Origin of the sequence: Fischerella sp. PCC 9605 (assembly GCF_000517105.1) — a bacterium.
Lineage (GTDB): Bacteria > Cyanobacteriota > Cyanobacteriia > Cyanobacteriales > Nostocaceae > PCC9605.
Genome location: NZ_KI912153.1, coordinates 16,407 through 40,982, shown reverse-complemented (window position 1 = coordinate 40,982; position 24,576 = coordinate 16,407). Strand labels below are relative to the sequence as shown.

19 protein-coding genes and 2 pseudogenes are annotated in these 24,576 nt (G+C 42.9%); 8 read left to right on the top strand and 13 right to left on the bottom strand.

Translation table 11 applies throughout. The features are described 5' to 3' along the window. The first annotated feature begins 44 nt into the window (after positions 1-44). The 3 genes and pseudogenes from FIS9605_RS46475 to FIS9605_RS39150 all read left to right on the top strand — a co-directional run. Positions 45-416 carry a hypothetical protein gene (locus FIS9605_RS46475; RefSeq protein WP_026736243.1) on the top strand — a complete coding sequence of 124 codons (372 nt, stop codon included), beginning with the start codon at positions 45-47 and terminating at the stop codon, positions 414-416. Next, a complete protein-coding gene (locus tag FIS9605_RS39155) occupies positions 365-2,221 on the top strand; it encodes a methyl-accepting chemotaxis protein (protein ID WP_331280989.1) in 1,857 nt (618 codons plus the stop codon). The genes FIS9605_RS46475 and FIS9605_RS39155 overlap by 52 nt, the downstream gene beginning before the upstream one ends. A gap of 274 nt (positions 2,222-2,495) precedes the next feature. Continuing rightward, positions 2,496-2,825 (top strand): annotated as a pseudogene (locus FIS9605_RS39150) (IS701 family transposase); the annotation flags it as partial. Between the two features lie 158 nt (positions 2,826-2,983). On the opposite strand, the gene FIS9605_RS44650 reads toward FIS9605_RS39150, so the two are convergent. The 3 genes from FIS9605_RS44650 to FIS9605_RS0132535 all read right to left on the bottom strand — a co-directional run bounded on the left by FIS9605_RS44650 (position 2,984) and on the right by FIS9605_RS0132535 (position 4,185). After that, a complete protein-coding gene (locus FIS9605_RS44650) occupies positions 2,984-3,145 on the bottom strand; it encodes a hypothetical protein (RefSeq protein ID WP_197036226.1) in 162 nt (53 codons plus the stop codon). A gap of 133 nt (positions 3,146-3,278) precedes the next feature. Beyond that, positions 3,279-3,572, bottom strand: a complete 294-nt coding sequence (locus FIS9605_RS46845; protein WP_442854751.1) for a hypothetical protein — start codon at positions 3,570-3,572, stop codon at positions 3,279-3,281. Next, the gene (locus FIS9605_RS0132535) at positions 3,565-4,185 is read right to left on the bottom strand and encodes a TetR/AcrR family transcriptional regulator (RefSeq protein WP_026736242.1); all 621 of its coding nucleotides are present in this window, start codon (positions 4,183-4,185) and stop codon (positions 3,565-3,567) included. The genes FIS9605_RS46845 and FIS9605_RS0132535 overlap by 8 nt, the downstream gene beginning before the upstream one ends. Positions 4,186-4,322: 137 nt before the next feature. On the opposite strand from FIS9605_RS0132535, the gene FIS9605_RS43530 reads away from it, so the two are divergent. The 3 genes from FIS9605_RS43530 (at position 4,323) to FIS9605_RS0132520 (ending at position 6,086) form a co-directional block, all read left to right on the top strand. Then, on the top strand, positions 4,323-4,532 hold the full coding sequence (locus FIS9605_RS43530) for a hypothetical protein (protein WP_155960645.1): 210 nt from the start codon (positions 4,323-4,325) through the stop codon (positions 4,530-4,532). A 311-nt stretch (positions 4,533-4,843) separates the two neighbouring features. Then, on the top strand, positions 4,844-5,419 hold the full coding sequence (locus FIS9605_RS0132525; protein ID WP_197036224.1) for a VTT domain-containing protein: 576 nt from the start codon (positions 4,844-4,846) through the stop codon (positions 5,417-5,419). Between the two features lie 49 nt (positions 5,420-5,468). Continuing rightward, positions 5,469-6,086 (top strand): class I SAM-dependent methyltransferase, encoded by a 618-nt coding sequence (locus tag FIS9605_RS0132520; protein ID WP_026736240.1) that lies wholly within the window; start codon positions 5,469-5,471, stop codon positions 6,084-6,086. A 9-nt stretch (positions 6,087-6,095) separates the two neighbouring features. Here FIS9605_RS0132520 and FIS9605_RS45775 read toward each other — a convergent pair whose 3' ends face one another. The 10 genes and pseudogenes from FIS9605_RS45775 to FIS9605_RS0132470 all read right to left on the bottom strand — a co-directional run bounded on the left by FIS9605_RS45775 (position 6,096) and on the right by FIS9605_RS0132470 (position 16,665). Next, positions 6,096-6,233, bottom strand: coding sequence for a hypothetical protein (locus tag FIS9605_RS45775; RefSeq protein ID WP_231510554.1), 138 nt, complete (start codon positions 6,231-6,233; stop codon positions 6,096-6,098). Positions 6,234-6,562: 329 nt separating this feature from the next. Beyond that, positions 6,563-7,707, bottom strand: a pseudogene (locus tag FIS9605_RS39145) (ISAs1 family transposase). Between the two features lie 84 nt (positions 7,708-7,791). Next, on the bottom strand, positions 7,792-8,178 hold the full coding sequence (locus tag FIS9605_RS0132505) for a hypothetical protein (protein ID WP_026736239.1): 387 nt from the start codon (positions 8,176-8,178) through the stop codon (positions 7,792-7,794). Between the two features lie 9 nt (positions 8,179-8,187). Continuing rightward, positions 8,188-8,484, bottom strand: a complete 297-nt coding sequence (locus FIS9605_RS0132500) for an SAM-dependent methyltransferase (protein ID WP_026736238.1) — start codon at positions 8,482-8,484, stop codon at positions 8,188-8,190. A 741-nt stretch (positions 8,485-9,225) separates the two neighbouring features. Continuing rightward, positions 9,226-9,510 (bottom strand): hypothetical protein, encoded by a 285-nt coding sequence (locus FIS9605_RS45770; protein ID WP_026736237.1) that lies wholly within the window; start codon positions 9,508-9,510, stop codon positions 9,226-9,228. A gap of 32 nt (positions 9,511-9,542) precedes the next feature. After that, a complete protein-coding gene (locus tag FIS9605_RS45765) occupies positions 9,543-9,830 on the bottom strand; it encodes an AAA family ATPase (protein WP_026736236.1) in 288 nt (95 codons plus the stop codon). A gap of 286 nt (positions 9,831-10,116) precedes the next feature. Next, positions 10,117-11,439, bottom strand: coding sequence for an MFS transporter (locus FIS9605_RS0132485; RefSeq protein WP_026736235.1), 1,323 nt, complete (start codon positions 11,437-11,439; stop codon positions 10,117-10,119). A gap of 601 nt (positions 11,440-12,040) precedes the next feature. Further along, positions 12,041-12,418, bottom strand: a complete 378-nt coding sequence (locus tag FIS9605_RS0132480) for a DUF1636 family protein (protein ID WP_026736234.1) — start codon at positions 12,416-12,418, stop codon at positions 12,041-12,043. A gap of 304 nt (positions 12,419-12,722) precedes the next feature. Next, positions 12,723-13,706 (bottom strand): ABC transporter substrate-binding protein, encoded by a 984-nt coding sequence (locus FIS9605_RS0132475; protein ID WP_026736233.1) that lies wholly within the window; start codon positions 13,704-13,706, stop codon positions 12,723-12,725. Positions 13,707-13,797: 91 nt separating this feature from the next. Next, positions 13,798-16,665, bottom strand: coding sequence for a TonB-dependent siderophore receptor (locus FIS9605_RS0132470; protein ID WP_026736232.1), 2,868 nt, complete (start codon positions 16,663-16,665; stop codon positions 13,798-13,800). Between the two features lie 1,079 nt (positions 16,666-17,744). Between FIS9605_RS0132470 and FIS9605_RS0132465 the strand changes: the two genes are divergently transcribed. Further along, entirely contained in the window at positions 17,745-23,111 is a 5,367-nt protein-coding gene (locus FIS9605_RS0132465) for a non-ribosomal peptide synthetase (protein WP_026736231.1), read from the top strand. Positions 23,112-23,142: 31 nt separating this feature from the next. After that, on the top strand, positions 23,143-24,549 hold the full coding sequence (locus tag FIS9605_RS0132460; protein WP_026736230.1) for an acyltransferase domain-containing protein: 1,407 nt from the start codon (positions 23,143-23,145) through the stop codon (positions 24,547-24,549). Positions 24,550-24,576 lie beyond the last annotated feature (27 nt).

The window sequence follows — 24,576 nt, the reverse complement described above, 5'->3', positions numbered from 1 at the left end:
GTCAAAGTTTTGATTTGTGTCTGCAAACTCATGATTAGAAACGAATGGTTAAGAAAATTGATGTAGGGAAAAATAGTTCAGCCAAAAATGCTGATTTTCAAAACGGGAAATTTGTAGTTTCGTCTGAAACGAAAGCTCTGATACAACGTAAAAGAGACTTTCAAAATCCCCGCATCAGTGGTGTAATTTCATGGGTAAGGCGGTTAAGCTTACGCACCAAAGTGCTTGTGTTTGCTTTTACTGTTAGCACCTTGCCAGTATTGGGAATTGGGAGTCTCACCCATTACTTGATGAACCAATTAGTTGCACAAGAAACTATTAACACTAACCAAGATAAAGCTAATTATCGCATACAAAAATTGTATTGGCGAGGCAGAGACGATTATTGCTGTTATTACAGATGGGGACGGTCGTAACAGCATTGCTGGTAGGTGGGATTGTAGCAATTCTTGCTAACCGCCTAACGCAGGTAATTCTGGCTGCTACTACAGCAGTGAACGAATTGGGTCAAGGCAATCTTAATACCCGAATCGCTATAGAAGGCGAAGACGAACTCGCTGTCTTGGGTTCAAATATTAACCACATGGCAGACCAACTGCAAGATCTACTACAAAAACAAACAGACGAAGCCGAGCAATTAAAGTTATTGACCTTAGAACGCGTAAGTTTACTAGAGGCAACACAGGCACTGAAGAATTTTGCTATCCAATTGTCTGGAATTCTTAATTCTGAAGATATCTACAATTTGGCGGTTCACGATATCCAAAAAGCCTTGAAGACAGAGCGAGTAATCATCTATAAATTCGACAATGATTGGCTTGGAAACGTAATTACTGAATCAATAATTGCTGGTTATCCTCGCGTTCTCGGGGCAGAAATCCATGACTCCTGTTTGCAAAAGTATGTGGAAAAGTATCGGCAAGGTCATGTCACGGCAATTAACAACATTTACCAAGCTGGTCTGTCGGCCTGTTACATCGAACAACTTGAACTATTCGCAGTCAAAGCCTATTTGATAGCACCGATTCTGCTGGGTGATCAACTGCTGGGCTTGTTGATTGTCCATCAGTGTTCCCAACCTCGTTTGTGGCAGCAGTCGGAAATCAATTTGTGTGAGCAATTCGCCAGAACTGTCGGCCTGGCTTTAGAGCGAGCCAATCTTCTAGAGCAAACTGAAAAAGGGCGCAAAGCAGCAGAAATCGTTTCTCAACAGCAACGTCAACAAAAAGAACGACTGCAATTGCAACTGCTGCGACTGCAAGAGGATATTGAAGGAGCGTCCAGAGGAGACTTGACAGTGCGTGCTGAAGTTACTAATGGGGAAATTGGTACTGTCGCTGACTTTTTTAACTCTATCTTGGAAAGTTGGCGAAGGATTGTCACCCAAGTTAAAGAAGCCGCTATCCAGGTAGATGCCGCGATCGCCGAAAATTTTGAAGCCCCCAATCAACTTGCAACTGAAGCTCTCAAACAAAAAGACCAAATCAACAAAACCTTAGATTTCCTTAATCAAATGAAGGTTTCGATTCAAATTGTGGTGAAAAGTGCTAACCAAGCCGCAACAGTTGCCCGCGCTGCCTCTCTCACTGCCTCTGATGGAGGCGCGGCAATGGATCTCACAGTAGAAAATAACATGAGTTTGCGAGAAACGATTGAGGATACTACTAAAAAGGTCAAGCATCTTGGGGAATCTTCACAACAAATATCGCGTGTAGTGGCATTGCTTAACCAGATTGCCATGCAAACTAACTTATTAGCTATCAACGCTGAAATAGAAGCCGCCCGTGCGGATGAAGGTGGTCAAGGTTTTGCCGTGGTTGCCAAAGAAGTAGCCGCACTAGCATCTCAGAGTGCCGCAGCGACTCAAGAAATTGAAGGAGTTCTTGCCAATATCCAACTTGAAACCAGCGAGGTAGTTAAGCCTATGGAATTAGGTACCGCACAGGTGGTTGAAGAAACTCGTCTGGTTCAAGATACTAAGCAGAATTTAAGTAATATTTTCGATTTCTGTTGTCAAATTGATGAATTAGTGCAGTCAATTTCTGCTGCGACAGGATCTCAAATGCAAACCTATAAAGATGTTACCGATCTAATCAACGAAATTGCTAAAGTTTCTGAAGTGGTCAACCATTCATCTTGCAAACTTTCAGAATCTCTCCAAAAAACAGTTGAAATTTCCCAACAATTGCAAGCAAGTGTCGATATTTTCAAAGTCATTTAAACTGACATCTTGCAGCATTCTCAACTCACATCTTGCACCAAACGTAGATACCCGTAAAAAGCCAATAAACAGTACAAAACTATAACAATAGTCAAATAGAAAAGGTTAAGTATATTTAGTTACAATTAAAACATATCTAGTGTAATATTACAGAGATAGCAAAATTCCCACGTCGGCGGTTACTTTTTCGCCCAAGACATGGATATGTTTGCTTTTTAAGCTTAAAACATGAGAGAAAAGGCGTGAAATATCGAATCAAACAAAGCACTTATCAATGCTTGCCCACGCCCAAAATTTAGTTTACACCCTCAAAGAACTGATGCCGACGCAGTACCAAAAAGATAACTTAGAAGCTATGCTGGCGTTATTCTTAGAGGCACAAGGACAGCCGTTACCCGAACACAGTCAAACAAAATCTCCAAGTGCAATTAGCCGATTTTTAAATGTCAATCCTTGGTCAACAAGAGAAATGATTCGCCTTGTTCGCCGCCAGACGCTACAGACAATTTTAAAGATGTTACCGTCGTCAGGTATTGGATGTAGACCATTTTTACAAGTAATTATTGACCTGACAACTTTAGAAAAACGGGGAAAGTTCAAATCTTTTGAGAATACTTAAGATTGAACGCCTTGCTCCCCTTGCACGTAGTTGTGGTTTTGACATTCATATTTCCAGGTGCAAGATGTGAGTTAAAACACTAGAAGACAGGCCAAACTCGAAATTCTTCAAAGCAGTTGTGGAACTTGTCTGTGGGCTTGAGACTATTGTTTGGCAAAGAGAGTGTTTTGAGATAGCAGCATGATCTCTCGTGGGCGATCGCTGCTGATAATGCGACGGGCTTTAAAATTCAGGGTGGATTTTGGTAGCCAAGGAAGAGGCTCTGGGGCAGGGTGCAGGGAGTGTGGGGAGAGAGGGGAGAACACAAGTGTGGGAAGCTCCCCACACTCCCTATTCCTCCCACCCCTCCCCTGCTTGGTTTGGTGGCTACCGCTACATATACTATGGGTGTAGTATAAGCCGTAGTCACCATCGGTTGTAGTCAATTAGTGGTGGTAGTCATGAATTGATTAATCTATTTTTTATATAGGTGGTGACTACACCCGTCAGCTTAAAGCTGTTGTAAAAGATTTGGAGCGCAGGTCGTGCGATCGCCCTCTCTCCGTTGAGAGTACAGAACAAGGTTAGAGTAGGTCTAACCATTCTGTTGCAGCGGACTGACAAAAGCTCTTGGTGCATCGTGAAAGATACTGGCAGCCGCTGAACAGGGTCGTTAGGCTGCCCGCGTTCTAGGTGGTGATAGCAGTTTGAAAACTCTGGATAGGAATCAGAATCCAAGATTGTATCAAGCACCTGTTAAGTAGAGCAGGAGAAGATTAGAAACCTCTTGCTCAAACTGGCTGTTACTCACAAAACTTGGATGTTCAATTACGGCTGAATGACATAACGATTCAACCGTGCGGCTCAAGATGAAGACGGTCATATCAAGATTTTTAGGGTAAATACGATCTCGCCACCGTGTAAGGTATGCCCGTAGCAATTCTGTGATGCGTTCATCCGCCTTCTGCATGTGTTGTGGGCGTTCCGATCTCGGGATCTCCTCATTTAACACTTGATGTAGACACGGATTGATCGTGTGAGCAGCAATGACCGCTCTTATAAGTTCAGGGATGGCAACCTCTGGGGGTACATCGAATAAATTCTGCAATTTTGATTCTACTAATGCAGCGATTTCATTGGAATGTTGTTCCATCAAGGCAGCCATCAAAGATTCCTTGTTCGGAAAGTACTGGTATAACGAGCCAATGCTAATTCCTGCTCGTTCTGCAATTCGATTTGTGTTGGCTTTGTCGTAACCTTCCTCCGTCAAAATGTGAGTTGTTGCTTCCAAAATCGCTTCAACGGTCATGCGAGAGCGGTCTTGCTGCGGGAGTTTACGGGGAATTATGGAGCGTTTGCGTGGCATCGAAATCCCTCCGTCAAATGCGAGTTGCTAGATACGAGTAATCACTCATATCATACAAGTAGTTACTCATATTTAGGGAGGCGTTATAGATTCATCTCGGTATCGCGTTTTTCTTTGTACGAAACAGCGTTCTGCGAATGACCCAGAAGGCTGTTGCTGTAACGCGGGTGCATTGGAGATCTACTAAGCCTTTCAAGCTGAAGTTCAGCAGTGGCACTAGGGCGATCGCATCGAGGTTTGTCGCTCCGGGATGTTTGGATCGCTATGAAGCTGGAGCAGTCAGGGATATCCAAAAAATAAAATGCCCAGCCGTATTAAATATATTTTTGCTAATCCCAAGGATTTAGGCGCTTTCGCCCACAGGGCGAAAGCGACGGCTGGGCATTTTATTACTTGGAAAGGCCTCCTCAACGATGTTTGTATGGTCATCTGACTCGTACGCATATACCTGCGATCGTGTACAACCACTTTGTTCGGGGTCATCCACTAAAACGCTGCCAAATTTTCACCCACTCGTAGAGCAAGAGGCAATATGACAACAATTGCAAAAGAGCTAAATCATGTCTACTCGGGATGTGCTCAGACACGGAGGGCTAGGTGGCCGTGCCTCCTTCTCTGGACACTCCTTGCCCTGTGCCTCGTCTCATGCACGGCGCGGATGCCGACAGTCGAGGAAGTCAACGGTGTAGTCCTGGATCTGCGTCAGTACCACATGTGGGCATGGGCACCTGGCATCGCGGCCCTATGGGCCGACCTGGTCTTGCCAGTTCCGCAGACGGCAGTAATCGCTGCGCTCGGCATCATCTATGGTGTGATTGGCGGCGGCATAATCGGTAGCATCGGCTTGGTCACTGGTGGACTTCTCGGTTACGCCGTCGCCCGCAGGTATGGTCGTCGGCTAGTGGTGCGGTTAGTCGGCGACCGATCCCTCAAGAAGGTAGAGAGCCTCTTCGAGCATGGGGGGATGTGGGCAATCGTTCTCACGAGCAGCCTTCCGTACAGTATTCCGGAAGCCGTCGTTCTCGTGTCGGGCTTAGGAGGAATGCGCGTCCGCGAAGTCTTCGTCGCTCTGATGCTGGGCAGCGTGCCCACCGCCTTTGTCTTTTCGGCGATAGGTGCGGGATGGAGCGAACAGCCCGCGCTAGCGCTCGCACTTAGCTATTTCCTCCCAATTCCCCTCGTTCCAATCGCACTCTACCTGATGCGCCGCGGCATCGGCCGCACACGCCGCTAGGCTCCAAGGGCGAAAGGCTTTCAAAATGGAGTTGACTGAGGTGATGGACATGAAACAGACACTGGTAATGGCGATCCGGTCTCAGTTTATGCGACCCCGTGGGTTTGCAGGCTGGCTCGTCGGGTGGGAGATGGCACTGCGGTCGTCGAACCGTAAGCGTAACGTGTGGGCAGTCGGACTGCTCGGGGTGGAGCCAACCGACCGCGTCCTTGAGATCGGCTTCGGGCCGGGGATCGCGATTCGGGAGCTGAGCCGCCGGGCGACGCACGGCCTTGTGTGTGGCGTCGATCACTCGGAAGTCATGGTCCGGCAAGCGACCAGGCGCAACGCGGACGCCGTACGCGCGGGCCGCGTGGTTCTGCGTTGCGGTTCGGCCGAGCACCTTCCGGCGTTTGAGGAGACGTTTGACAAGGTCTTGGCCGTGAACAACATGGGCATGTGGCACGATCCAGGCGAGCGGCTGAAAGAGCTTCATAGCCTCATGCGGCCCGGAGGACGGATCGCTATTGTCTCCCAGCCACGATGCCCCGGCGCGACGACGGAAACAACGGTGGCTGCGGGCCGCGAGATCGCGGCCTGTCTGACGGCAGCGGGCTTCACGGGTGTTCGGTCGGAAACGCTCGCGCTCAAGCCCCCCGTTGTCTGCGTAATTGGGGAGGTCCCGTGATGTCGGGTTTCACGCTGTTTGGGTTCTTCCCAACTTTTGGTGATCCTGGTTGGGGTGAGGCATCAACAGAGGATGTACCAAGCTAGCTATAAATGCGATCGCAATATGGGATTGCAAAATAATCAATTTGTTAGGTTTGCTCTCCATACAACTGCGATGATGGATTCAAAGCAGGAACAAAAATCGTATATTCACTACCTAACTAGCCAGGATAAATCGTCGTTGCAACAGCTCTATTCCCAGGGCAAACGCATCTAATTTTCACAAACCAAAAATGTTTGAGTTGAAGGCTTACAAAATCACCTTCCCAATAATGCGATCGCTATTTTTAATTAGAAAGACCTTGAGTTACTTTAAATAGATATAAAAAAAGGTAATGAAACAACCAAAACATTAAAACTACTGTATAAAACAGATGTATGTTGGCTACAAACATCAATCTGTCAATCTGAAAAAAGTGACTAATGTATACAAATCTATAATCTGGAGATTCCAGATAAAACTTTTTCTAAATATTCATTCTCCCATCCGGCTTTATTACGTTTACGTTTTACTCCAGTTTTGAGAGTTTTTTCTTGATTGAAAAGATTTAACGCAATCTGTCTTAGGATGGCAAAGTTCTGAGGTGCATTATCCTTCCTAATTCGAGAATCATCAAGAGTGAAATGCAACATCTAATACCCAATGGAGTTGATTTTCTATGTTCCAGTGTCCACGTATGGCTTGGGCGAATAATTCAGCATTTTGAGATAGGCTGCTAATAAAATAACGAGTTTCAAGTTTAGTTTTTCCATTTTCTGTTCGCATGAAATTGATCATGCCTACTGAATGAAAATTTTCCCAATTACCTTCAGGGTCTATAAGAGCTTGAACATTAGTTAACACGGTGCAAAGTCTGGTTTCGTTACGACCATGACTATGTTGGGTTGCACGTATTTCGCTATCCTCAAATCCTTGAAATCGTGCTTTGATAGCTTCTTCAAATAAGCTCTCTACCCTTGAATATAAATTTTTTTGGTTCTTTTTTAAGGTAATTATGTAATCTCCTCCTTGGTCAACAATTTGTTTAACAATATCTTTTTGGCATCCCATTGCATCTATAGTTAGAATACAACCCTTTAAACATAAAAGTTTTAGTAATTCAGGAATGGCAGTTATTTCGTTTGATTTCTCATCAACTTTAACTTGCCCTAAAACTAATCTTTGAGATACTACCCAAGCGTTAACCATATGAATAGCAGCTTGATCGTTTGAAGTATCGTCAGAACTACGTAGTGTTTTTCCATCAATAGAAATTAGTTCACCCGAAGTTAATTGATTAACCGATTGAACCCAATTTATAAAACATTGTTGGAATTGTTCTGGATGAATACGTGCAAACACATGCGCAAATGTATCGTGAGAAGGAATTCCATTTTTAAGTTCTAAAAATTGTTTTAACCATTCATATTTAGCATCGCGCCTCTATTTCAATATCCTCCCAAGTTTCTGCACCACAAATCATAGCACAAATTGCAATTGCGATCATGTCTGTTAATTTGTGTAACTTTGTACGTTCTACCCTTGGGTCATCAATATCATTAAAAAATTCTGCAATTGTAATTTTTGGTTTAAGTTTCATTCGCCTTGCTGGGAATGGTGCTTCTATAAACGTGAAGAATTAATATTTTTTGAGAATACCACTGAGTCCCAAAAGCACGATCGCTTAGTGAGCATGTTTCTCAAGCAAAAAGAAACCAAAACCCATTGTCTGATGCCCCCACTTTAAATACCCGCGTTGCCAGTCGTGTATCCGCTTAAACGCTATCTGGTCATCACTTTGCATTGCAGCAAGATAGCGCTTATAAGCGTGTCTACCCTCAAAATCATCCCACTCATCCTCACTGCTCCGACACAGATAAAGCGGGATGAATCCCTCCTCAATCGCGATATCCACAGTCGTTAAGTAGTCTACGTGTGGATTCTCCCCTGCCATCAACTCCAAATATTGTGCGGTCGGCTCCTTTTTCCAAAAAATTGTGCCAACTAGCAATCTTCCTGCATCACTCAAAACATCAGAGCAATATTGGAGCGTTTGACGATAACCACCCAAAATAAATTCTCAGCCAATGCAAATGATTAAGTCTACTTTATGTGCTTCCCAATTAAACGATCGCGCATCTTGGCAAACAAAGGACAAATTTTCGTCTGGAACTCGCAAGCGTGCTTTTTCATTGGCTAGCGCGATACATTCTGGATTGCTGTCAAGTCCAATCCCACTAATTTTATATCGCTCCGCAATTTGAATTAAAAACTCCCCTTCACCGCAACCAACATCTAGGACACAACTATCATCAGCAATGGCAAGTTGCTTTACAAGACGGTCAGCTTTCTCGCGCGAGAGTGGACAGTTAAACAAATGCGCCTCACAGATAAATTTGAAAACACCTCTTTACCAACAATCCACGCGGCATAACTGTATATTATGCCGCGTACACTGGTCTAACACGCTTTTGCTTGTAGTTTTTAACCACTTCCATAGCACTCAAGGAAGTTTCTGCACACTTATTTTACCAAAGTTTTAACTCCCTATCTTTGTACTACTTTACCCATAGCTGTAGACTCAGTACGACTGCCCCAATTTAGATGCGTTTGCCCTGATGTACTCCGTTTTAGGACTTTTCCATTCAAACCACCGTGGGTACGTCAGCATATATTAACCATTACAGTTAATCATTCGCTTCTTACCCAATCTCCCCCCATATCACATCCGGTTAGCACCTACTCTGAGTATCGACCCCTCAGAGAGTAAATATGGGGTTACTTCGTTCCGAATGACAATTCTGTATGTCTTTAGAGTGATACTTTCCACCGGGTTTATTGAGAGTGCATGTTGGTCAAAGTATTAGTTGCCAACCTCTTTATCCTTTACCTTTTGGTGTGGCATATCAGCCTTGTTTTGCCACTTATCGATTACGATGGTTCGGGCGTATCTTTAAGCCGAAGCTTTTACTCATGGACACTTTGCTCGATGGATACCAGTTAAGGCTACTGTATAGAGCCACCTTTCATCCCCGCTTCAGGCTTTGATGGCTAGTCGCAAACCTGGGGGAAGTGCTTTCACTCCTGCACCTGGAGGGTAGGATTCTCGCCTACATTGTCATTCAGTTATCAAGGTTTCCACCTTGTAGCTAATCCCTAAGCATTTCTGCTTATTTCTAGCTAACGAATCGCACAATACATCTCCATACTTTGGCACTCGCGGCACCAAGAGAACTGCACGCTGCTGAATTGATTCTTCTGCGACTGCGAGGGTGACGCGAACTACACCTGCACCATCGGGTGGTGTTGTCTCTACTGCCAACTCCAAAGCATTGAGCAGTGAACGAGCATCACCGTTGGCAACATTAACTAAATGTGCCAGAGCATCCGCTTCAATTTGCACTTGCTTTTTACCGTAACCGCGCTCGCTGTCAGTCAGCGCCGCTGGGCTATGCCGTACAAATCCTCATCGTTGAGTGGCTTGAGTTGGAAAATCCGCGAGCGGCTGACTAGTGCTTTGTTAACTTCAAAGTAAGGATTCTCTGTTGTCGCCCCAATTAAAATCACCGTACCATTTTCTACCCACGGCAGCAGTGCATCTTGCTGGGATTTATTAAAACGGTGGACTTCATCTACAAACAGAATTGTTCTTTGGTTGTGAAACTTGCGCCTGTTTTGAGCTTGTTCTATGGCAGCGCGAATTTCTTTGACGCCGGAAAGCACGGCATTGATAGCAATAAAATCAGCGTGTCAAGCCTGATTGAGATGCTCTTACCCTGTAATACTTTGGTACTCAAACCAACTACCGGGGTTTGGAACGAGCCTCGTAGACGCAGATGGCTCTAGCTCTACTTCACGCACCCGCAAAACTACGGGAAGTATGAAGCAACTAGGTCAAAAGAAGCGTCAAAAATCTCAGGCTAGTCCGGGGGATGTAGAAACCCCTGGCTCAAACTTTGCTAGCCAGGGGTATTTCATACATTTATTTGCTACTTTTATGCAATGCCTGCTAAACCTCAACCTCATCATAGTCAGGTGTATTTTTTTCTAAATTTCGCAGCGATCGCACGCTAAGCCCACCTAACCCTACCAAAAACATACACACTGCACAGATCACGTACAGCATTGCTATTCCTGCACCAGTACCAGTCCCAAATATTCCTCCTAAAATACCTACAAGGCTACCCCCTTCACGAAACGCAGGTACAAACACATTATCTGCTAAGGGCCCTGCAATCAAAACTGCTACTGCTGAAGCTAATTGTAAAAGTAGCGATCGCGCTGCAAAAACTCGTCCTTGTACATTAGGAGCAACCTTTGCTAACCAAATCGCATTATCCGAACTACCACTGACAGTAAAACTCAATGAACACAAAAATTGTGGAGGAATCCACACCCACATAGTTCGACCCAAACCAAATACTATTTTAGTTAAACCAACACCTATTATTCCCAGGAAAACGCCTTTAATTTTGTTTTTAAAACCTCCCCATTTATTAATAATTAATGCTCCCATTACACCGCCAAATCCTGCTGCTATGATTAAGTTACCCAGCACTAAAGTATTGTTACCTGTGCGTGAGAGAATCATCGGAACGTACAATGAATCTCCGAGATCGTGGGCAAAGAAAAATAATAAATTCGCTAATAACAGATTGAGGAGACTTTTTTGAGCGCTCAAGTAACGTAAACCATACCTCAAATCTTGCCAAAAAGTATCTTGCTTTTGGTTTTCTTCGGTTTGCAGTATTTGGGGAATCTGAACTAAAAAAATAGTAAAAATTGCGACTAAAAAAGTGGAAATATCAATTAACAAAATACCAAATAAACCTATTACTTTATAGAGATATCCTGCCAAAGCGGGAGCAATAATAATCGCACTATGATGTGACAAAAAATCGAGACTGCTGGCGCGGGTGTAGTGCTGTTTGGGAATCATTAATGATATTGATGCTGAGTATGCAAGATACTGAAATTGGCTGAAAGTGCCTACAAAAGCGGCTGCTACATAAAAATGCCAAATTTGTAAGTATTTGTTGATATATAAAAATAGGAGAACAATTGTTGTCAAGACAGCAACTGTGTCACCTAGCATCATCAATAATTTCCGGTTAAAACGGTCTACAATTACACCGCTAATCGGGGTAATCAGAATGCTGGGAAGCAAGCCAAAGAAACCTACCAAAGCGAGAGTAGTTGCTTTGCCTGTAACTTCCCATGCCCAAATTTCCAGAGCAATGGTAGTCATTTGGCTGCCAATGGCAGAAACTAGTTGACCAAGCCAGATGATGAGGAAATTTCGCAGGCTGGTAGGAGTTGGTTGTTGTGACATTATTTAATGTTTATCTCTGGTCGAGGAATTAAATCTCTGTATACTGTAATTTCCAACAAACTTCGGTTAGTTAATGATTATGTGATACTGTTTGTGAGCAGCGAGTTATGCATGTACAAAGCACAAAGAAATTATCTGCGAATTTTGCGTCTCTGTATGAATTTTCATAATCTCGCTCAGCAATCCCAAATGTAGACTAAAAAATACAAAGTTTACTTTTAATGTGGTCGTGGCAAGGAGTCCCCATCCCTCGCCCTAGGTGCGGAATAATTCCCCAGTACCCAGTCCCTAATCACCCTACTCTACGAGAAGCCGCGCTGTGCGCGTCTACGGGTTCACCAGTCGCTCATGGGGGGAACCACGGCGGTCTATGTGCGGACGCAGGTTCCGCACCCGCGCCTCCCCAAGACTGCGCTGCTCACCGCCCTGACGGGCGTCTACGCCAGTCCCCCCTCTGGGTTCACCACTTCCCCCTCTGGCACCAAGCCAAGACGGGGAGTGGATTCACCATCTCGGACGCCATGTCCTCCGGAATGGCTAGAAGCCAAGACCGGAGTCCCTTTTAATTTTTATCTGCTTTGGTGTACATAGTTGATAATGGCTACTTACTTACAAGTGGAATTTGCGCGAAAATAGCAGACTGTAAAAGTTCAGGAAGTCGTTTCCAAGCTACACTGCCTTTACGACTTTTGATATACAATTGCATGAATTCAAGTAACGCTGTTGGGCTTTCTTCTGGAGGAAGATTAACGAACAAATAGGTAGGTTTATCGTGACTTGATACAGCTACAACACAGCCTTGACTACATGCCCAGAGGCATTTAACAGGTTTAATTTCAAGTTCGTCAGAGATAAATTTTTCGCCGCATAAACTGTTGAGTTTGTCAAGTAAAATAGAGCCGTCGGCGGGTTGATTTTTTGGCCGTTCTTCGGAGGAGCGGTGGCAGGATTTGCAGACAAAGAGGGTGGGTTTGGGTATAGAGTTAGGGTGTGTTGACGAGGTATTTGTAGAGCTTATCCATGACTCGATCAACACCAATAGTTTCTTCAGCATTTCAATTTACTTTGTATAGTTGGTTATTCTACACAGCTTTCAGTTTTGACCAAATAATCTTCTTTTTTACGATACCACCAAATCACGCTCTCTGTTACAATCAGAATCGTTGGAGACAGAACCACAAACACGTAAAGAACTTTTTTCGGAAGATTAACGGCAAGATTTGCAGACTGGTGAAAGTTAGCTATTGTGAAATTCTGCGTGTTTTTTCATGAGAATAGAAATTTCATGCGCTTTCTAGCAAATATTTAGGAAGCTCGTCTAATAGTCTATTTACTCCTAAAGGGCCATATACCCACCATAAATTTGGATCTACTATATACGCTCGCTTATTTTTGACTGCTTTTAGTGAGGATAAAATGCCATTCCAATGAGATAATAACTTTTCTTTGTTGCTATTTAAACTCACAAAAAATAGAATATCGGCATCATATCTATTAATAACTTCAATATTAAATAAGGCAGAATCATCAGGATTTAGAGGTCTATGCGGCATGTCTAAGCCAAGATCGCTAAAAATCTGAAAATATATTATGTCACCTCTTTGCAATTCAAAAGAATTACCTCCCAAATATTCAATAATAGAAACTTTCGCTTTCTCTAGATTATTATCCGCTAATATATTCTGTAATTCTTTAATTCGCTCTTGATATTGAAGGAGAATTTTTTCTGCTTTTTCTTCCCGACCTACTAGTTGAGCAATGAATCGAAGGTTGTCCTTAAAAGAATGTCTGACTCTGTTAAAATCTATAGGTACTGTGGGAGCAATTTGTGATAACAGTTTGTAATTGTTACTATCAAAGGGATCGTTGAATGACAAAATTAAATCCGGTTTGAGCCTAAGAATTTTCTCTAGAGAAGGTTGACCTCCATTCCCAACTATCTCAATTCCTGCAAGCTCATCAGCAGATAAACCACGAAAATTTACATTTACTTGTTTGGCAAAGGTTACTGTACCCACTGGTTTGATACCAAGAGCCAATAAGGGATCTACTATCCAGGCGTCCTCTAATGCAATAATACGCTGTGGTTTATAGGGAACACAGGTTTCACCTAATTTGTGTTGAATTACTCGACACTCAGAAGTGGCTAATTGTTTTTTTGAAATATCAGATTTTTGGGTAACTGGACTGTAGCAAGCTGTAATTAAAAGGAAGGAAAAAGCCATTAAAAGAAATGGCTTTATCAATCGATGCATTGGGTTTCTCATCACTGAGTTTTGAGGTAGTTCACAAAATTACACTGTGTTGTAGCACATTATTCAGGCAGATTATTCAATCGACGATCAACCACAAAGCCAGTTAAAACTCCCAACTGATAGAACCAATGATTGTAAAGGGTTCGGTTCTTTGAACATATGTGCTGCTGTAGGCAAATGCGGCAGCGTCTATATCAAATACATTACGCATATTAATCGCCGCCTTCAAACCATCTCTCTGGTAGTAAAGCGCCGCATCGGTACGGAAGTAATCGTCTAGTTCAAACGAATTATCCAAATCTCCTTGGCGCGCACCCACATAAAACAGCCCCAAACCAAATCCCAAACCTTTCAAATCGCCATTCTGAATCTCATAGGTTGTCCAGAGACTGGCTTGATTTTCTGGTACGTTTGGCAATCGATTGCCAACCGGAAAAGTTTCATCTTCAGTGACTTCTGCATTGGTATAGGCGTAGGCAGCAGTCACCTTCCATCCAGGCAAAATCTCACCTGTAACATCTAACTCAATTCCTCGACTCCGTTGCTCCCCGGTTTGAATGGAACGTACAGGGTTAGCTGGATCGTCTGTGACAACGGTTGTGAGAACGTTTGTCTTGGTGAGTTGGTAGGCTGCTAACGTTGCTGAAAGCCTGCCGTCTAGAAAGTCGGTTTTAACGCCGACTTCATATTGAGTTCCCCTCGTCGGGTCAAATCTGACATCCGGATCTACGTTATCAAATCCAGAGACAGAGGCAAATGATCGAGTGTAGCTAGCATAGAGAGAAACCTCTTTGCTGGGCTGATACACTAAGCCAACACGGGGACTGAATGCCTCATCATTCTGTGTCGGAAAGACAACTACGTCTCCGCCTGTATTGACATCTGCTTCAAAATCAGTTGAAAGCCAATCATAGCGACCGCCGAGCAGGAATTTCAGATTATCAGTGAAAGCGATCTGATCCTGGAGATAAACACCGTAGGATCGCCTCACGAAATCAAAGTCAGAGAATGTATTACGTGTTGAAAATGTGGGTCTTGAGATATCGTAATCTGGATCGCGGATATCTAGAGGAGGCAGATCTGTATCGGCACTGATGCGATCGCCAACATTGCTAAAGTAGTTGAAATCAAAACCCGCTAAGACTTGATGTAAAATCGATCCGGTATTAAACTTCCCAAGCAAGTCGATCTGTCCAAAATAGTTGTTTCTGTGATACTCAGCTCTGAAAACATCGAATCCTTCCAAAAAGCGGTCGTCTGTTAGTGTAAAACCCGTAGCTCCATCCTCTTCAAAACGAGTAAGACTTATAGCAACATTATTCCGAAGCTTCCAGTTATCACTAAACTCGTGGTTTAGGATGTAGCCAAATTTTTGAGAGGTGGCATCGACCGACTGTAAACTAGGATAGTAAGTGGCAAAGTCCCGGGGTGTTAAACTACCATCGCTCAGAAACACAGCAGTAGAAAGACCAGCAGCAGGGTCGGCAAAAAGGTTAGTGTACTCATAGTACAGATCCAGATTTGTACGATCTCCCAACTTCAAGGTAATTGAGGGTGCGATCGTCGTCACTCTTGTGTCAGCAAAGCCTTGAAAATCGCTTGAACCTTGATAGCTAGCAATAAACCGATAAAGCACAGTTTTATCGGTATTCAAAGGCCCTGATAAATCGATGCTGGGTTGATAAAATCCATAATTTCCTGCCTCAAACCCGAGCCTGTAATAGGGTTCACTCAGGGGTTGTTTTGTGATCGTGTTAACAATCCCGCCAGGTTCCCCAGCTCCAAACAAAACTGAGCCGGGCCCTTTGAGAACTTCCACTCGCTCGATCGTCCCAATGGGTGACAGGGTGTAGAAATCACCATCCGGAAAGCCATTTCGGAAATTGACAACGCCTGAACTTGTCTGGTCAAATCCTCTGATGATTTTGAATGTAAGCGGCGCACCACCATAGAGCCTAGGACCAGAAGCTACGCCACTGACTGTTTCCAGCGCCTCATTTACAGTTCTCACGTTGCGGTCTTCTAGAACCTGTTGCGGCACGACCTGAATCGATTGGGGAATGTCGCGTATCGGTGTGTCAGTTCTAGTGGCAGTTGACGCATCTGGCACGTTATACGCATCTTGCTCTCCTGTCACCACCAACTCAATCGGCTCATCCTCCTGCGCTGCTTCTGTTGGCGGTGTCTCACTTGGCTCTTCTTCAGCTTGTGGTGTTTGGGGTTGCTGCGGTGGTGGTTGTGTCGCCGTTGCCGTAGAAGTTATACCGAAAACCAGACCTGCATTATCATCAAATAACTCTACTGCGGGCAAAGCTTTCTCACCCACCACTGTTACTCGGACAGTATTCGCATCAACATTTGTCACTACGATCTCAGTGATTCCCGGAATTGGTTTCTCCGAACGAAACGTAAAAGCTTCACCCGATGGTAAACGCAATTGCCCGCCAGATACATCTGCAATAAAATTATTACCCGTACTGCGATTTGTAACTGGCAGTTGTTCCCCAAGAGTCGTCTCTAAAATTACCTCCACACCTTTGTCTGTGGGAATTGCTTTAACTCCCGTAATTGGTACAACTTGATCCCCACTTGTTTGTTCTGGATTAGGGGGGTTGGTCGGTGTTGGTGCCTGTACGAGTTTTTGAGCGCTAGTAGCGGGAATTTCGATTTCGCTCAGTTGGGTAATGTTTTTACTGGCTTCATCCGACTTTACTCTTTGCGGTGAACTTGCACTTTGAGACTGTTTGAGTCGGGGTTTCCTGGAACGAAGGAGATTAACAGGAGATTTGGCGATCGCAAATTCTTTATCTTTAGCTGCAACCTTCTCATCTAATGCAGATTTCCCTACTGTCTCGGTAGAAGGTCTGCCTTGAATATCCTCTTGTACTTCCTCACCTTTAGCAGGAATGCTTATAAAGATAGCAATAACACCTGTCAGCAGCAGGCTTTGAAAAAATTTATCTAACTTCATTACTTATCCGCTTACACTCAATCACACTACTTGGTTGTACCTAAAGACACAATTAACGAGAACTGAAAATAATTGTTATTTAGATTTAAGTTAGTTGAATCATATTATGAAGTGATGCAAGACACAAGATAATTAATAATTTTTTTTATTTAGTATGGGTGCCAAGCAAAAATTATTCTTAAACCAGGTATTTGCTTGACACATAATCAGAGATAGTATTTAGTAGCTAAACTTACTTTTCCAGCAAGTATTTCAAAAAGCCAAAATAGCTTCCTTAATTACGAATTTGCTCCAAGTAGGACGAAATTGATGTAGCCCTATACAAAAGTTAGATATCTCTTTTGAGATACATTAAAATCAATAAATCTTTTATCATCTATCTAAAGATATAAAAAATGTGCAATAAGTTAATCTAATAATCTACTTTGTTTTGATATGGATTATCTATAACTATCCTATTGCTAAAGCTACTAATTCTCGTTAGTGTAATCAAGGGTAAATAAAAATTAGTTGCAACAATCTAAATATTTATCCAAGTAAATCACTATTAATTTAGTGTTTAGCCGATCCTAGTGGTTGACTGAATTAATTAAAGGCTTAAACCTAAGTTAAGGAAGTAAATGTACTTCTCTAGCTTCACTGACAATCATTGGTTTTGTTGACTACCAGGCTTGGGATTTTGAAATTAACAACTCTCGTAAATGAGAAATAGTGATGGTTGGAGGTATATGATGAAAGTACTCCATAGTGTAATACGTGTAACAAAACACAAACTTTTTAGATGTGTTTGCGTGGTTAGATAAACACTTAAACACTATTGATACCATTTACGGTGAGATTGAACGATAAGTAAACTACATTAAGATTTGTGTAGCACATCAATGATTAAGCGTTCTCTCCGTGAGTCGAAGAATTTAGGTATTTGCCAAAAATGGAGAACGTAGTCATTCATAGTCATTCAAACTGAAATTTTGTACGGAGATTAAGGATTTGCTCTTTGTTTTTCTCTTGTCAAAGTGAGAAGAAGGGCAGCAGTGCAGTAGTGCATCAGGGTTGTATTGAAACTGTTGAAAATAAAAATGAGTAAATTTTCTCATAGCTTCATTGAACCTTTTGGTAACTGTTCTACATTTGTTGAACTCTTGCGTTTAAGAAGCTCTACCCAGCCAGATCGACATGCTTTTACCTTCTTGGTGGATGGGGAAACAGAACAAGCTACACTAACCTATCAAGAACTAGATAAGCGTTCCCGTAGAATTGCTGCTCAATTACAAGCTAATGGTTTATCTGGAGAACGAGCCTTACTACTTTATCCAGCAGGACTTGATTTTTTAATTGCTTTTTTCGGTTGCTTATATGCGGGAGTTGTGGCTGTAACTGCATATCCCCCTCGAAACGAGCGCAACACACCAAGAATAAAGGCTATTTCCACAGATGCACAAGCAGCCATAGCTCTCACCACAACAGAAATTCTGCCTACAGTGCGAGCTTTAATGACAGAAAAGACTGACCTAGAATCCTTACAGTGGCTGACTACCGATAATCTTGCAGAGGGCATAGAAGATACTTGGCAAGAACCTTCTATTCATCGAGATACCTTAGCTTTTCTGCAATACACCTCTGGTTCTACAGGAACGCCTAAAGGTGTAATGATTAGTCATGGAAACCTACTACACAATGCTGCCACCACCTACCAATTCATGGAGCATTCAGCTGAGAGTAAGTTTATCTCATGGTTGCCGACTTACCATGATATGGGTTTGATTGGTGGAATATTGCAACCTTTGTATGGAGGTTTTCCTTGCATCTTCATGCCTCCAACTTCCTTTCTCCAACGCCCTTATCGTTGGTTGCAAGCTATTTCTCGCTATCAAGGTACAACAAGTGGTGCTCCCAACTTTGCATATGAGTTGTGTACTCAAAAAATTACTCAACAACAAAAAGAAACTCTTGACTTGAGTAGTTGGAGTGTCGCATTTAACGGCGCTGAACCAGTTAGGCATGAAACTTTAGAGCGGTTTGCTTTATCTTTTGCAGACTGTGGCTTCCGTAAAGAGGCCTTCTATCCTTGTTACGGAATGGCTGAAACAACTCTGATGGTTTCTGGTGTACACAAAGCAACAGCACCAATTATCAAAACAGTCCAGAAATCTACTTTAGAATCTCATCGGATAGTCGAATCAACTACCAAACAAGAGGATGTCTACCATTTCGTCAGTTGCGGTCGAGTCATACCAGAACAGAAGGTAGTCATTGCAAATCTAGATACGCTCAGTAGTTGTCAACCTGGGGAAGTCGGGGAAATTTGGGTATCTGGGCCGAGTGTTGGTCAAGGTTATTGGAATCGTTCTCAGGAGACAGAGGAAACATTCCACGCTTATCTATCAGATACAGGAGAAGGACCATTCCTGCGGACGGGAGATTTAGGTTTTTTGCAGAATGGAGAGCTTTTCATTGCAGGTAGAGCGAAAGATTTAATTATTATTCGAGGTCGCAATCTTTACCCACAGGATATAGAATTAACCGCAGAACGCAGCCATCCATCCTTACGTTCTGGTGCTAATGCAGCATTTACAGTAGAGCTTAACAACGAAGAACAGCTGGTAGTTGTACAAGAATTGGAGTTTCGCGCCAAGCCAAATTTAGAAGAAGCGATCTCTGCAATTCGCCAAGCGATTACTGAAGAGCATGAGGTACAAGTTTATGCTGTAGTCTTGATTAAACCCGGTAGTATTCCCAAAACTTCCAGTGGTAAGATTCAAAGACGTGCAACTCGCAGTCGGTTTGAGAAAGATGAACTAAATGTAGTTGGAAGCAGCATTCTCAAAATTAGTGATATTGCAAGAAAGGAAACTCGATTACAGCGTTCTGAACTTTTGGCACTTTCTCCAAGGGAATGTCAACCACTTTTAGAACCATATCTGATTGAAATCTTGGCAGGAGTACTTTCAATCGCACCAGATGATATCAATCCGGAAGAACCATTAAGCACTCTCGGACTTGATTCTTTAAAAGTATTTGAGTTGAAAAATCGGATTGAGGTTGACTTAGAAGTTGAAGTATCCGTAGCAGACTTCTTTGAAGGGATGAGTGCGCGATCGCTCGTCACCAAGATACTGGCTCAAATGACGACAGACGGATTACCGTCAGTATCTCTTACCCAACAACAGAGAGATACATCTATGCATCCTCTATCTTTTGCTCAGCAGGGATTGTGGTTTATCAATCAGCTAACTCCCGATACTCCTACATATAATATTCCTATAGTTATTAGCCTCAAAGGCTGTGTTAACTTAGCAGTCTTAGAAGATAGTCTTAACGAAATTATTAGACGACACGAAGTATTACGAACAAGCTTTACAGTGGTAGATGGACAACCCGTCCAAGTCATCAATCAAGCTGTACCCTTAACTTTGGCGATTGAAGATTTACGTTCGCTTAAGACAAGCGAACGCAATAGCGCAGCAAAACGTTTGGCTACAGAATTAGCACAGCAGCCTTTTGACTTATCTGCTCAATCGCTTTTACGTGCTAAAATTTTACAATTAAATGACAAAAACTATCATTTAATTATCACCTTACATCATATAATTGCAGATGGTTGGTCTATCGGTGTTCTGATCAAAGAACTAGCTGCACTATATGAAGCATTCTCCACAGGCAAACTCTCACCACTTTCTGAATTGCCTATTCAGTATAGAGATTTTGTCAATTGGCAACGAAAATGGATTAATTGCGAACGCATTCAACCGTTATTGACTTATTGGCAACAAAAATTGCAGGGTGAGCTGACTGTACTGAATTTACCAACTGACCGGACGCGATCGCCACTGCAAACCTTCAAAGGCGCTCAAGCGAAATTAGTTCTTTCCCCTACCCTGAAAAAAGAACTGAAGAATTTGAGCCGTCAGCAGGGAGTAACTCTGTTTATGACCTTGCTTACAGCCTTCAAAATCTTGCTGTATCGCTACACAGGTCAGACTGATATTTTAGTCGGTTCACCGATTGCCAATCGTAACAGAGCAGAAATTGAGTCATTAATAGGATTTTTTGTCAATATTTTAGTACTGCGTACAGACTTATCTGATGACCTGAGTTTTCAGGATTTGTTAGCGCGGGTAAAGTCAACAGCTTTAGAAGCTTACGTTCATCAAGACTTACCTTTTGAAAAGTTAGTAGAAGAACTACAGCCAAGCAGAGACTTGAGCTACAATCCACTATTTCAGGTGATGTTCGTTCTCCAGAATGTGCCCAAACCCAATCTAAGTCTATCGGATGTATCAATGACTTATGAGGAAGGTTACAACGGCAGATCTAAATTTGATTTGACATTGTTCATGGAGGATTCCGAGCAAGGTTTGGTTGCGACTTGCGAGTACAACACAGATTTATTTAATGCAGATACCATTACCCGGATGCTTGGCCACTTCCAGACTTTACTGTCAAACATAGTTAGCGATCCCGAACAATGTATTTCACAATTGCAACTATTAACGCCACCTGAAGTACAACAGTTATTAGTTGAGTGGAATGATACCAAGACAGACTATCCACAAGATAAGTGCATTCATCAACTGTTTGAAGCGCAGGTAGAGAAAACGCCGTCTGACATTGCTGTTATCTTTGTAGACGCGCATAGCGCGGCTTCTCGCAGAGTAAAGCAACAAATAACTTACCGAGAGTTAAACAACCGAGCCAATCAGCTAGCACGTTACTTGCAGCAGCTAGGCGTGAAGCCAGATGTTATGGTTGGTATCTGTATGGAGCGCTCTATTGAAATGGTAGTAGGATTACTAGCCATTCTGAAGGCAGGGGGTGCTTATATGCCCCTAGATCCAGCCTATCCTAAAGAACGCTTGGCTTTTACCTTAGCAGATTCTCAGGTGTCGGTATTATTAGCACATGCTCATTTAGTTAATCACTTGCCACCACATTCGGCGCAACTAGTATGTATCGACACCGACAGCACAGCGTTTGCTGATTACAGCCCAGAAAATCTAATCAGTAATGCCAGATCAGAAAATTTAGCCTATGTAATTTATACATCTGGTTCTACGGGAAAACCTAAAGGAGTACAAATTCCCCACAGCGCTGTGGTTAACTTCTTAAGTACCATGCGTCAAATTCCAGGACTAGCTAAGGAAGATGTTCTCCTATCTGTCACCACGTTATCTTTTGACATTGCAGCACTAGAATTGTACCTGCCACTGATTGTTGGCGCTCGTTTAGTATTAGTCAATCGAGAGGTTATCACTGACAGCACCCAGTTGTTAAAACAGTTAGTCTCCAATGGTGTCACAGTTATGCAAGCCACCCCTGCTACTTGGAGAATGTTGATAGCTGCTGGGTGGCAGAGCCAGAATACCATGAAAATTCTTTGTGGTGGTGAAGCCCTCGACTCTTCACTTGCCTATCAGTTGCTAGAACGAGGTCAAGAAGTTTGGAACTTATATGGCCCTACAGAAACCACTATTTGGTCGGCAGTACAAAAGGTAAACTCTCAAGAGCAACAGCAGGGTGTTAGCTCTATTGGTCGTCCCATCGCCAACACCCAATTCCATATCTTAGATCCACATCAGCAATTAGTTCCTGTTGGAGTTCCAGGTGAATTGCATATTGGTGGTGTTGGGTTAGCGCGAGGTTATTGGAATAGACCTGATTTAACTGGAGAAAAGTTTATTCCTAGTCCTTTTGAATCAGGAAAACGCCTTTATAAAACTGGAGACTTAGCGCGTTACCTAACAGATGGCAAGATTGAATTTTTGGGCAGAATTGACCATCAAGTAAAAATTCGCGGTTTCCGTATTGAACTAGGAGAAATTGAAGCTTTATTAGAGCAACACCCACAGGTACGAGAAACGGTAGTAGTAGCTAGAGAAGATATACCCAATGATTGTCGTCTAGTTGCATATCTAGTTACTCATGGAAACGCTACCCCTTCTGTAAATGAACTGCGGGGATTTCTCAAAGAAAAACTGCCCGAATATATGCTTCCTTCTGCCTTTGTCGTGTTAGATGCTTTACCTTTGACACCCAACGGCAAAGTAGATCGACGTGCATTAAAAGCACCTGAAAATCTGCGTCCAGAGTTAACAGCATCTTTTCAGCCACCCCAGTCTGAAATGGAACAGCAGATTGCAAAGTTTTGGCAAGAAGTACTGCATCTAGATAAAGTAGGTATTCATGATAATTTCTTTGACCTTGGTGGACATTCACTACTGATGCTGCAAGTAAATAACAAACTGCGTGCAATTTTGCAGCGAGAGATATCAATAGTGACGATGTTTCAGAACCCAACTATTTACTCCTTAGCGCAATATTTAAGTCAAACAGCAGAAGAAAAATCTATTTTTGAACCGATGCGCGATCGTGTGCAAAAACAAATAGAAGCGCGTCAGAAACAAAAACAATTACTGATGAGGAAATCAAGAAATAATTCTCGCTGATGTTGAGTGACAATTTTGGAATTTGTAAACAATGCCTACTAGCATTTCTCGTCCTTGGCAATTGTTGGTACTTTCTGCTCATACTGACTCAGCACTAAAAACTGCGACTGTAAACCTTGTACAATACCTGAGACAGCATCGTGACTTCAACCTTGCGGATGTAGCTCATACATTGCAACGCGAACAACAAGCTTTTGAGCATCGGCGGATGGTAGTTTGTCGGGATATAGAAGATGCGATCGCTGCACTTGAAGATCCAAGACGCTTCCTTACCAACATCCAACAAACAAAAGAACGTCCTGTAGCCTTTATGTTTCCTGGACTTGGTACTCATTACGTCAACATGGCTTGGGAACTTTACCAAGTTGAACCCATATTTCGGGATCGAGTTGACTACTGTTGTGAATTTCTTAAACTCCTTCTTGATCGAGATTTGCGAGATGTAATCTATCCACACAGAGGTTCTCAACAAGACCAACAATCGCCTCAAGAAAATTCTCAAGGTTTGGATTTGCGAAAAATGTTAGGTCGCAGCCAGACACAAACCGATGCAAAGATAGTAGCTGCAACATCTTTACTCAATCAAACTCACCTCGCTCAACCAGCCATTTTTGTCATTGAATATGCCTTAGCACAGTTATTGATATCCTGGGGAATTCGTCCTGTGGCAATGATTGGCTACAGCATTGGTGAATATGTAGCAGCTACCTTGGCAGGGGTTTTATCCCTAGAAGAGGGTTTAACACTGATTGCTGCAAGAGCGCAGATGATTCAAAAGTTGCCAGGTGGAGCAATGCTTGCAGTTCCACTTTCGCAAACAGAGATATCTCCCCTACTCAATGACAAACTCTCACTCTCGGCGGTCAACGGGCCATCCATGCGTGTAATCGCAGGTGAAACCAATGCTATAGAAGCTTTGGAAAAACAGTTAACTAAAAAAGGTTTAGCTTGTCGCCGTCTGGAAACTTCTCATGCTTTTCACTCTCATATGATGGAGGGTGTTACCTCTGACTTACGTGAGTTGGTAAAAACATTTAACCTCCAACCACCAAAAATTCCTTATATATCTAACGTCACAGGAACTTGGATAACAGCAGCATCAGCCACAAATCCTGATTATTGGGTTAAGCATCTGTGTCAACCTGTGTTGTTTGCTCCGGGTATGCAAGAGTTGTGGAAAAAACTGTATCCAATTTTGTTGGAAGTAGGCCCTGGACAGACTCTAGGTAGCTTTGCACTTCAATGTATAGAAAATAATCCAGCAGTCAGTCAGATTATCTTACCCTCTCTCAGATATTCCTACGATAAAAAACCAGACTTAGCATTCTTACTGAAAACATTGGGTAGGCTTTGGTTAGCAGGAGTGCAAATAGATTGGGCGGGATTTTATGCTCACGAGCGTCCTCATCCGATTCCTTTACCTACGTGTCTCTTTTAATGCAAATATTTACCGTATTTAAGTACA

What these genes read in the sequence shown, in the direction of transcription:
- FIS9605_RS46475 (WP_026736243.1), top strand. Translation starts at nt 45, where the DNA reads ATGGTTAAGAAAATTGATGTAGGGAAAAATAGTTCAGCCAAAAATGCT.
- FIS9605_RS0132535 (WP_026736242.1), bottom strand. Translation starts at nt 4,185, where the DNA reads ATGCCACGCAAACGCTCCATAATTCCCCGTAAACTCCCGCAGCAAGAC.
- FIS9605_RS43530 (WP_155960645.1), top strand. Translation starts at nt 4,323, where the DNA reads ATGACCCAGAAGGCTGTTGCTGTAACGCGGGTGCATTGGAGATCTACT.
- FIS9605_RS0132525 (WP_197036224.1), top strand. Translation starts at nt 4,844, where the DNA reads ATGCCGACAGTCGAGGAAGTCAACGGTGTAGTCCTGGATCTGCGTCAG.
- FIS9605_RS0132520 (WP_026736240.1), top strand. Translation starts at nt 5,469, where the DNA reads ATGAAACAGACACTGGTAATGGCGATCCGGTCTCAGTTTATGCGACCC.
- FIS9605_RS45775 (WP_231510554.1), bottom strand. Translation starts at nt 6,233, where the DNA reads ATGGAGAGCAAACCTAACAAATTGATTATTTTGCAATCCCATATTGCG.
- FIS9605_RS0132485 (WP_026736235.1), bottom strand. Translation starts at nt 11,439, where the DNA reads ATGTCACAACAACCAACTCCTACCAGCCTGCGAAATTTCCTCATCATC.
- FIS9605_RS0132475 (WP_026736233.1), bottom strand. Translation starts at nt 13,706, where the DNA reads ATGAGAAACCCAATGCATCGATTGATAAAGCCATTTCTTTTAATGGCT.
- FIS9605_RS0132470 (WP_026736232.1), bottom strand. Translation starts at nt 16,665, where the DNA reads ATGAAGTTAGATAAATTTTTTCAAAGCCTGCTGCTGACAGGTGTTATT.
- FIS9605_RS0132465 (WP_026736231.1), top strand. Translation starts at nt 17,745, where the DNA reads ATGAGTAAATTTTCTCATAGCTTCATTGAACCTTTTGGTAACTGTTCT.
- FIS9605_RS0132460 (WP_026736230.1), top strand. Translation starts at nt 23,143, where the DNA reads ATGCCTACTAGCATTTCTCGTCCTTGGCAATTGTTGGTACTTTCTGCT.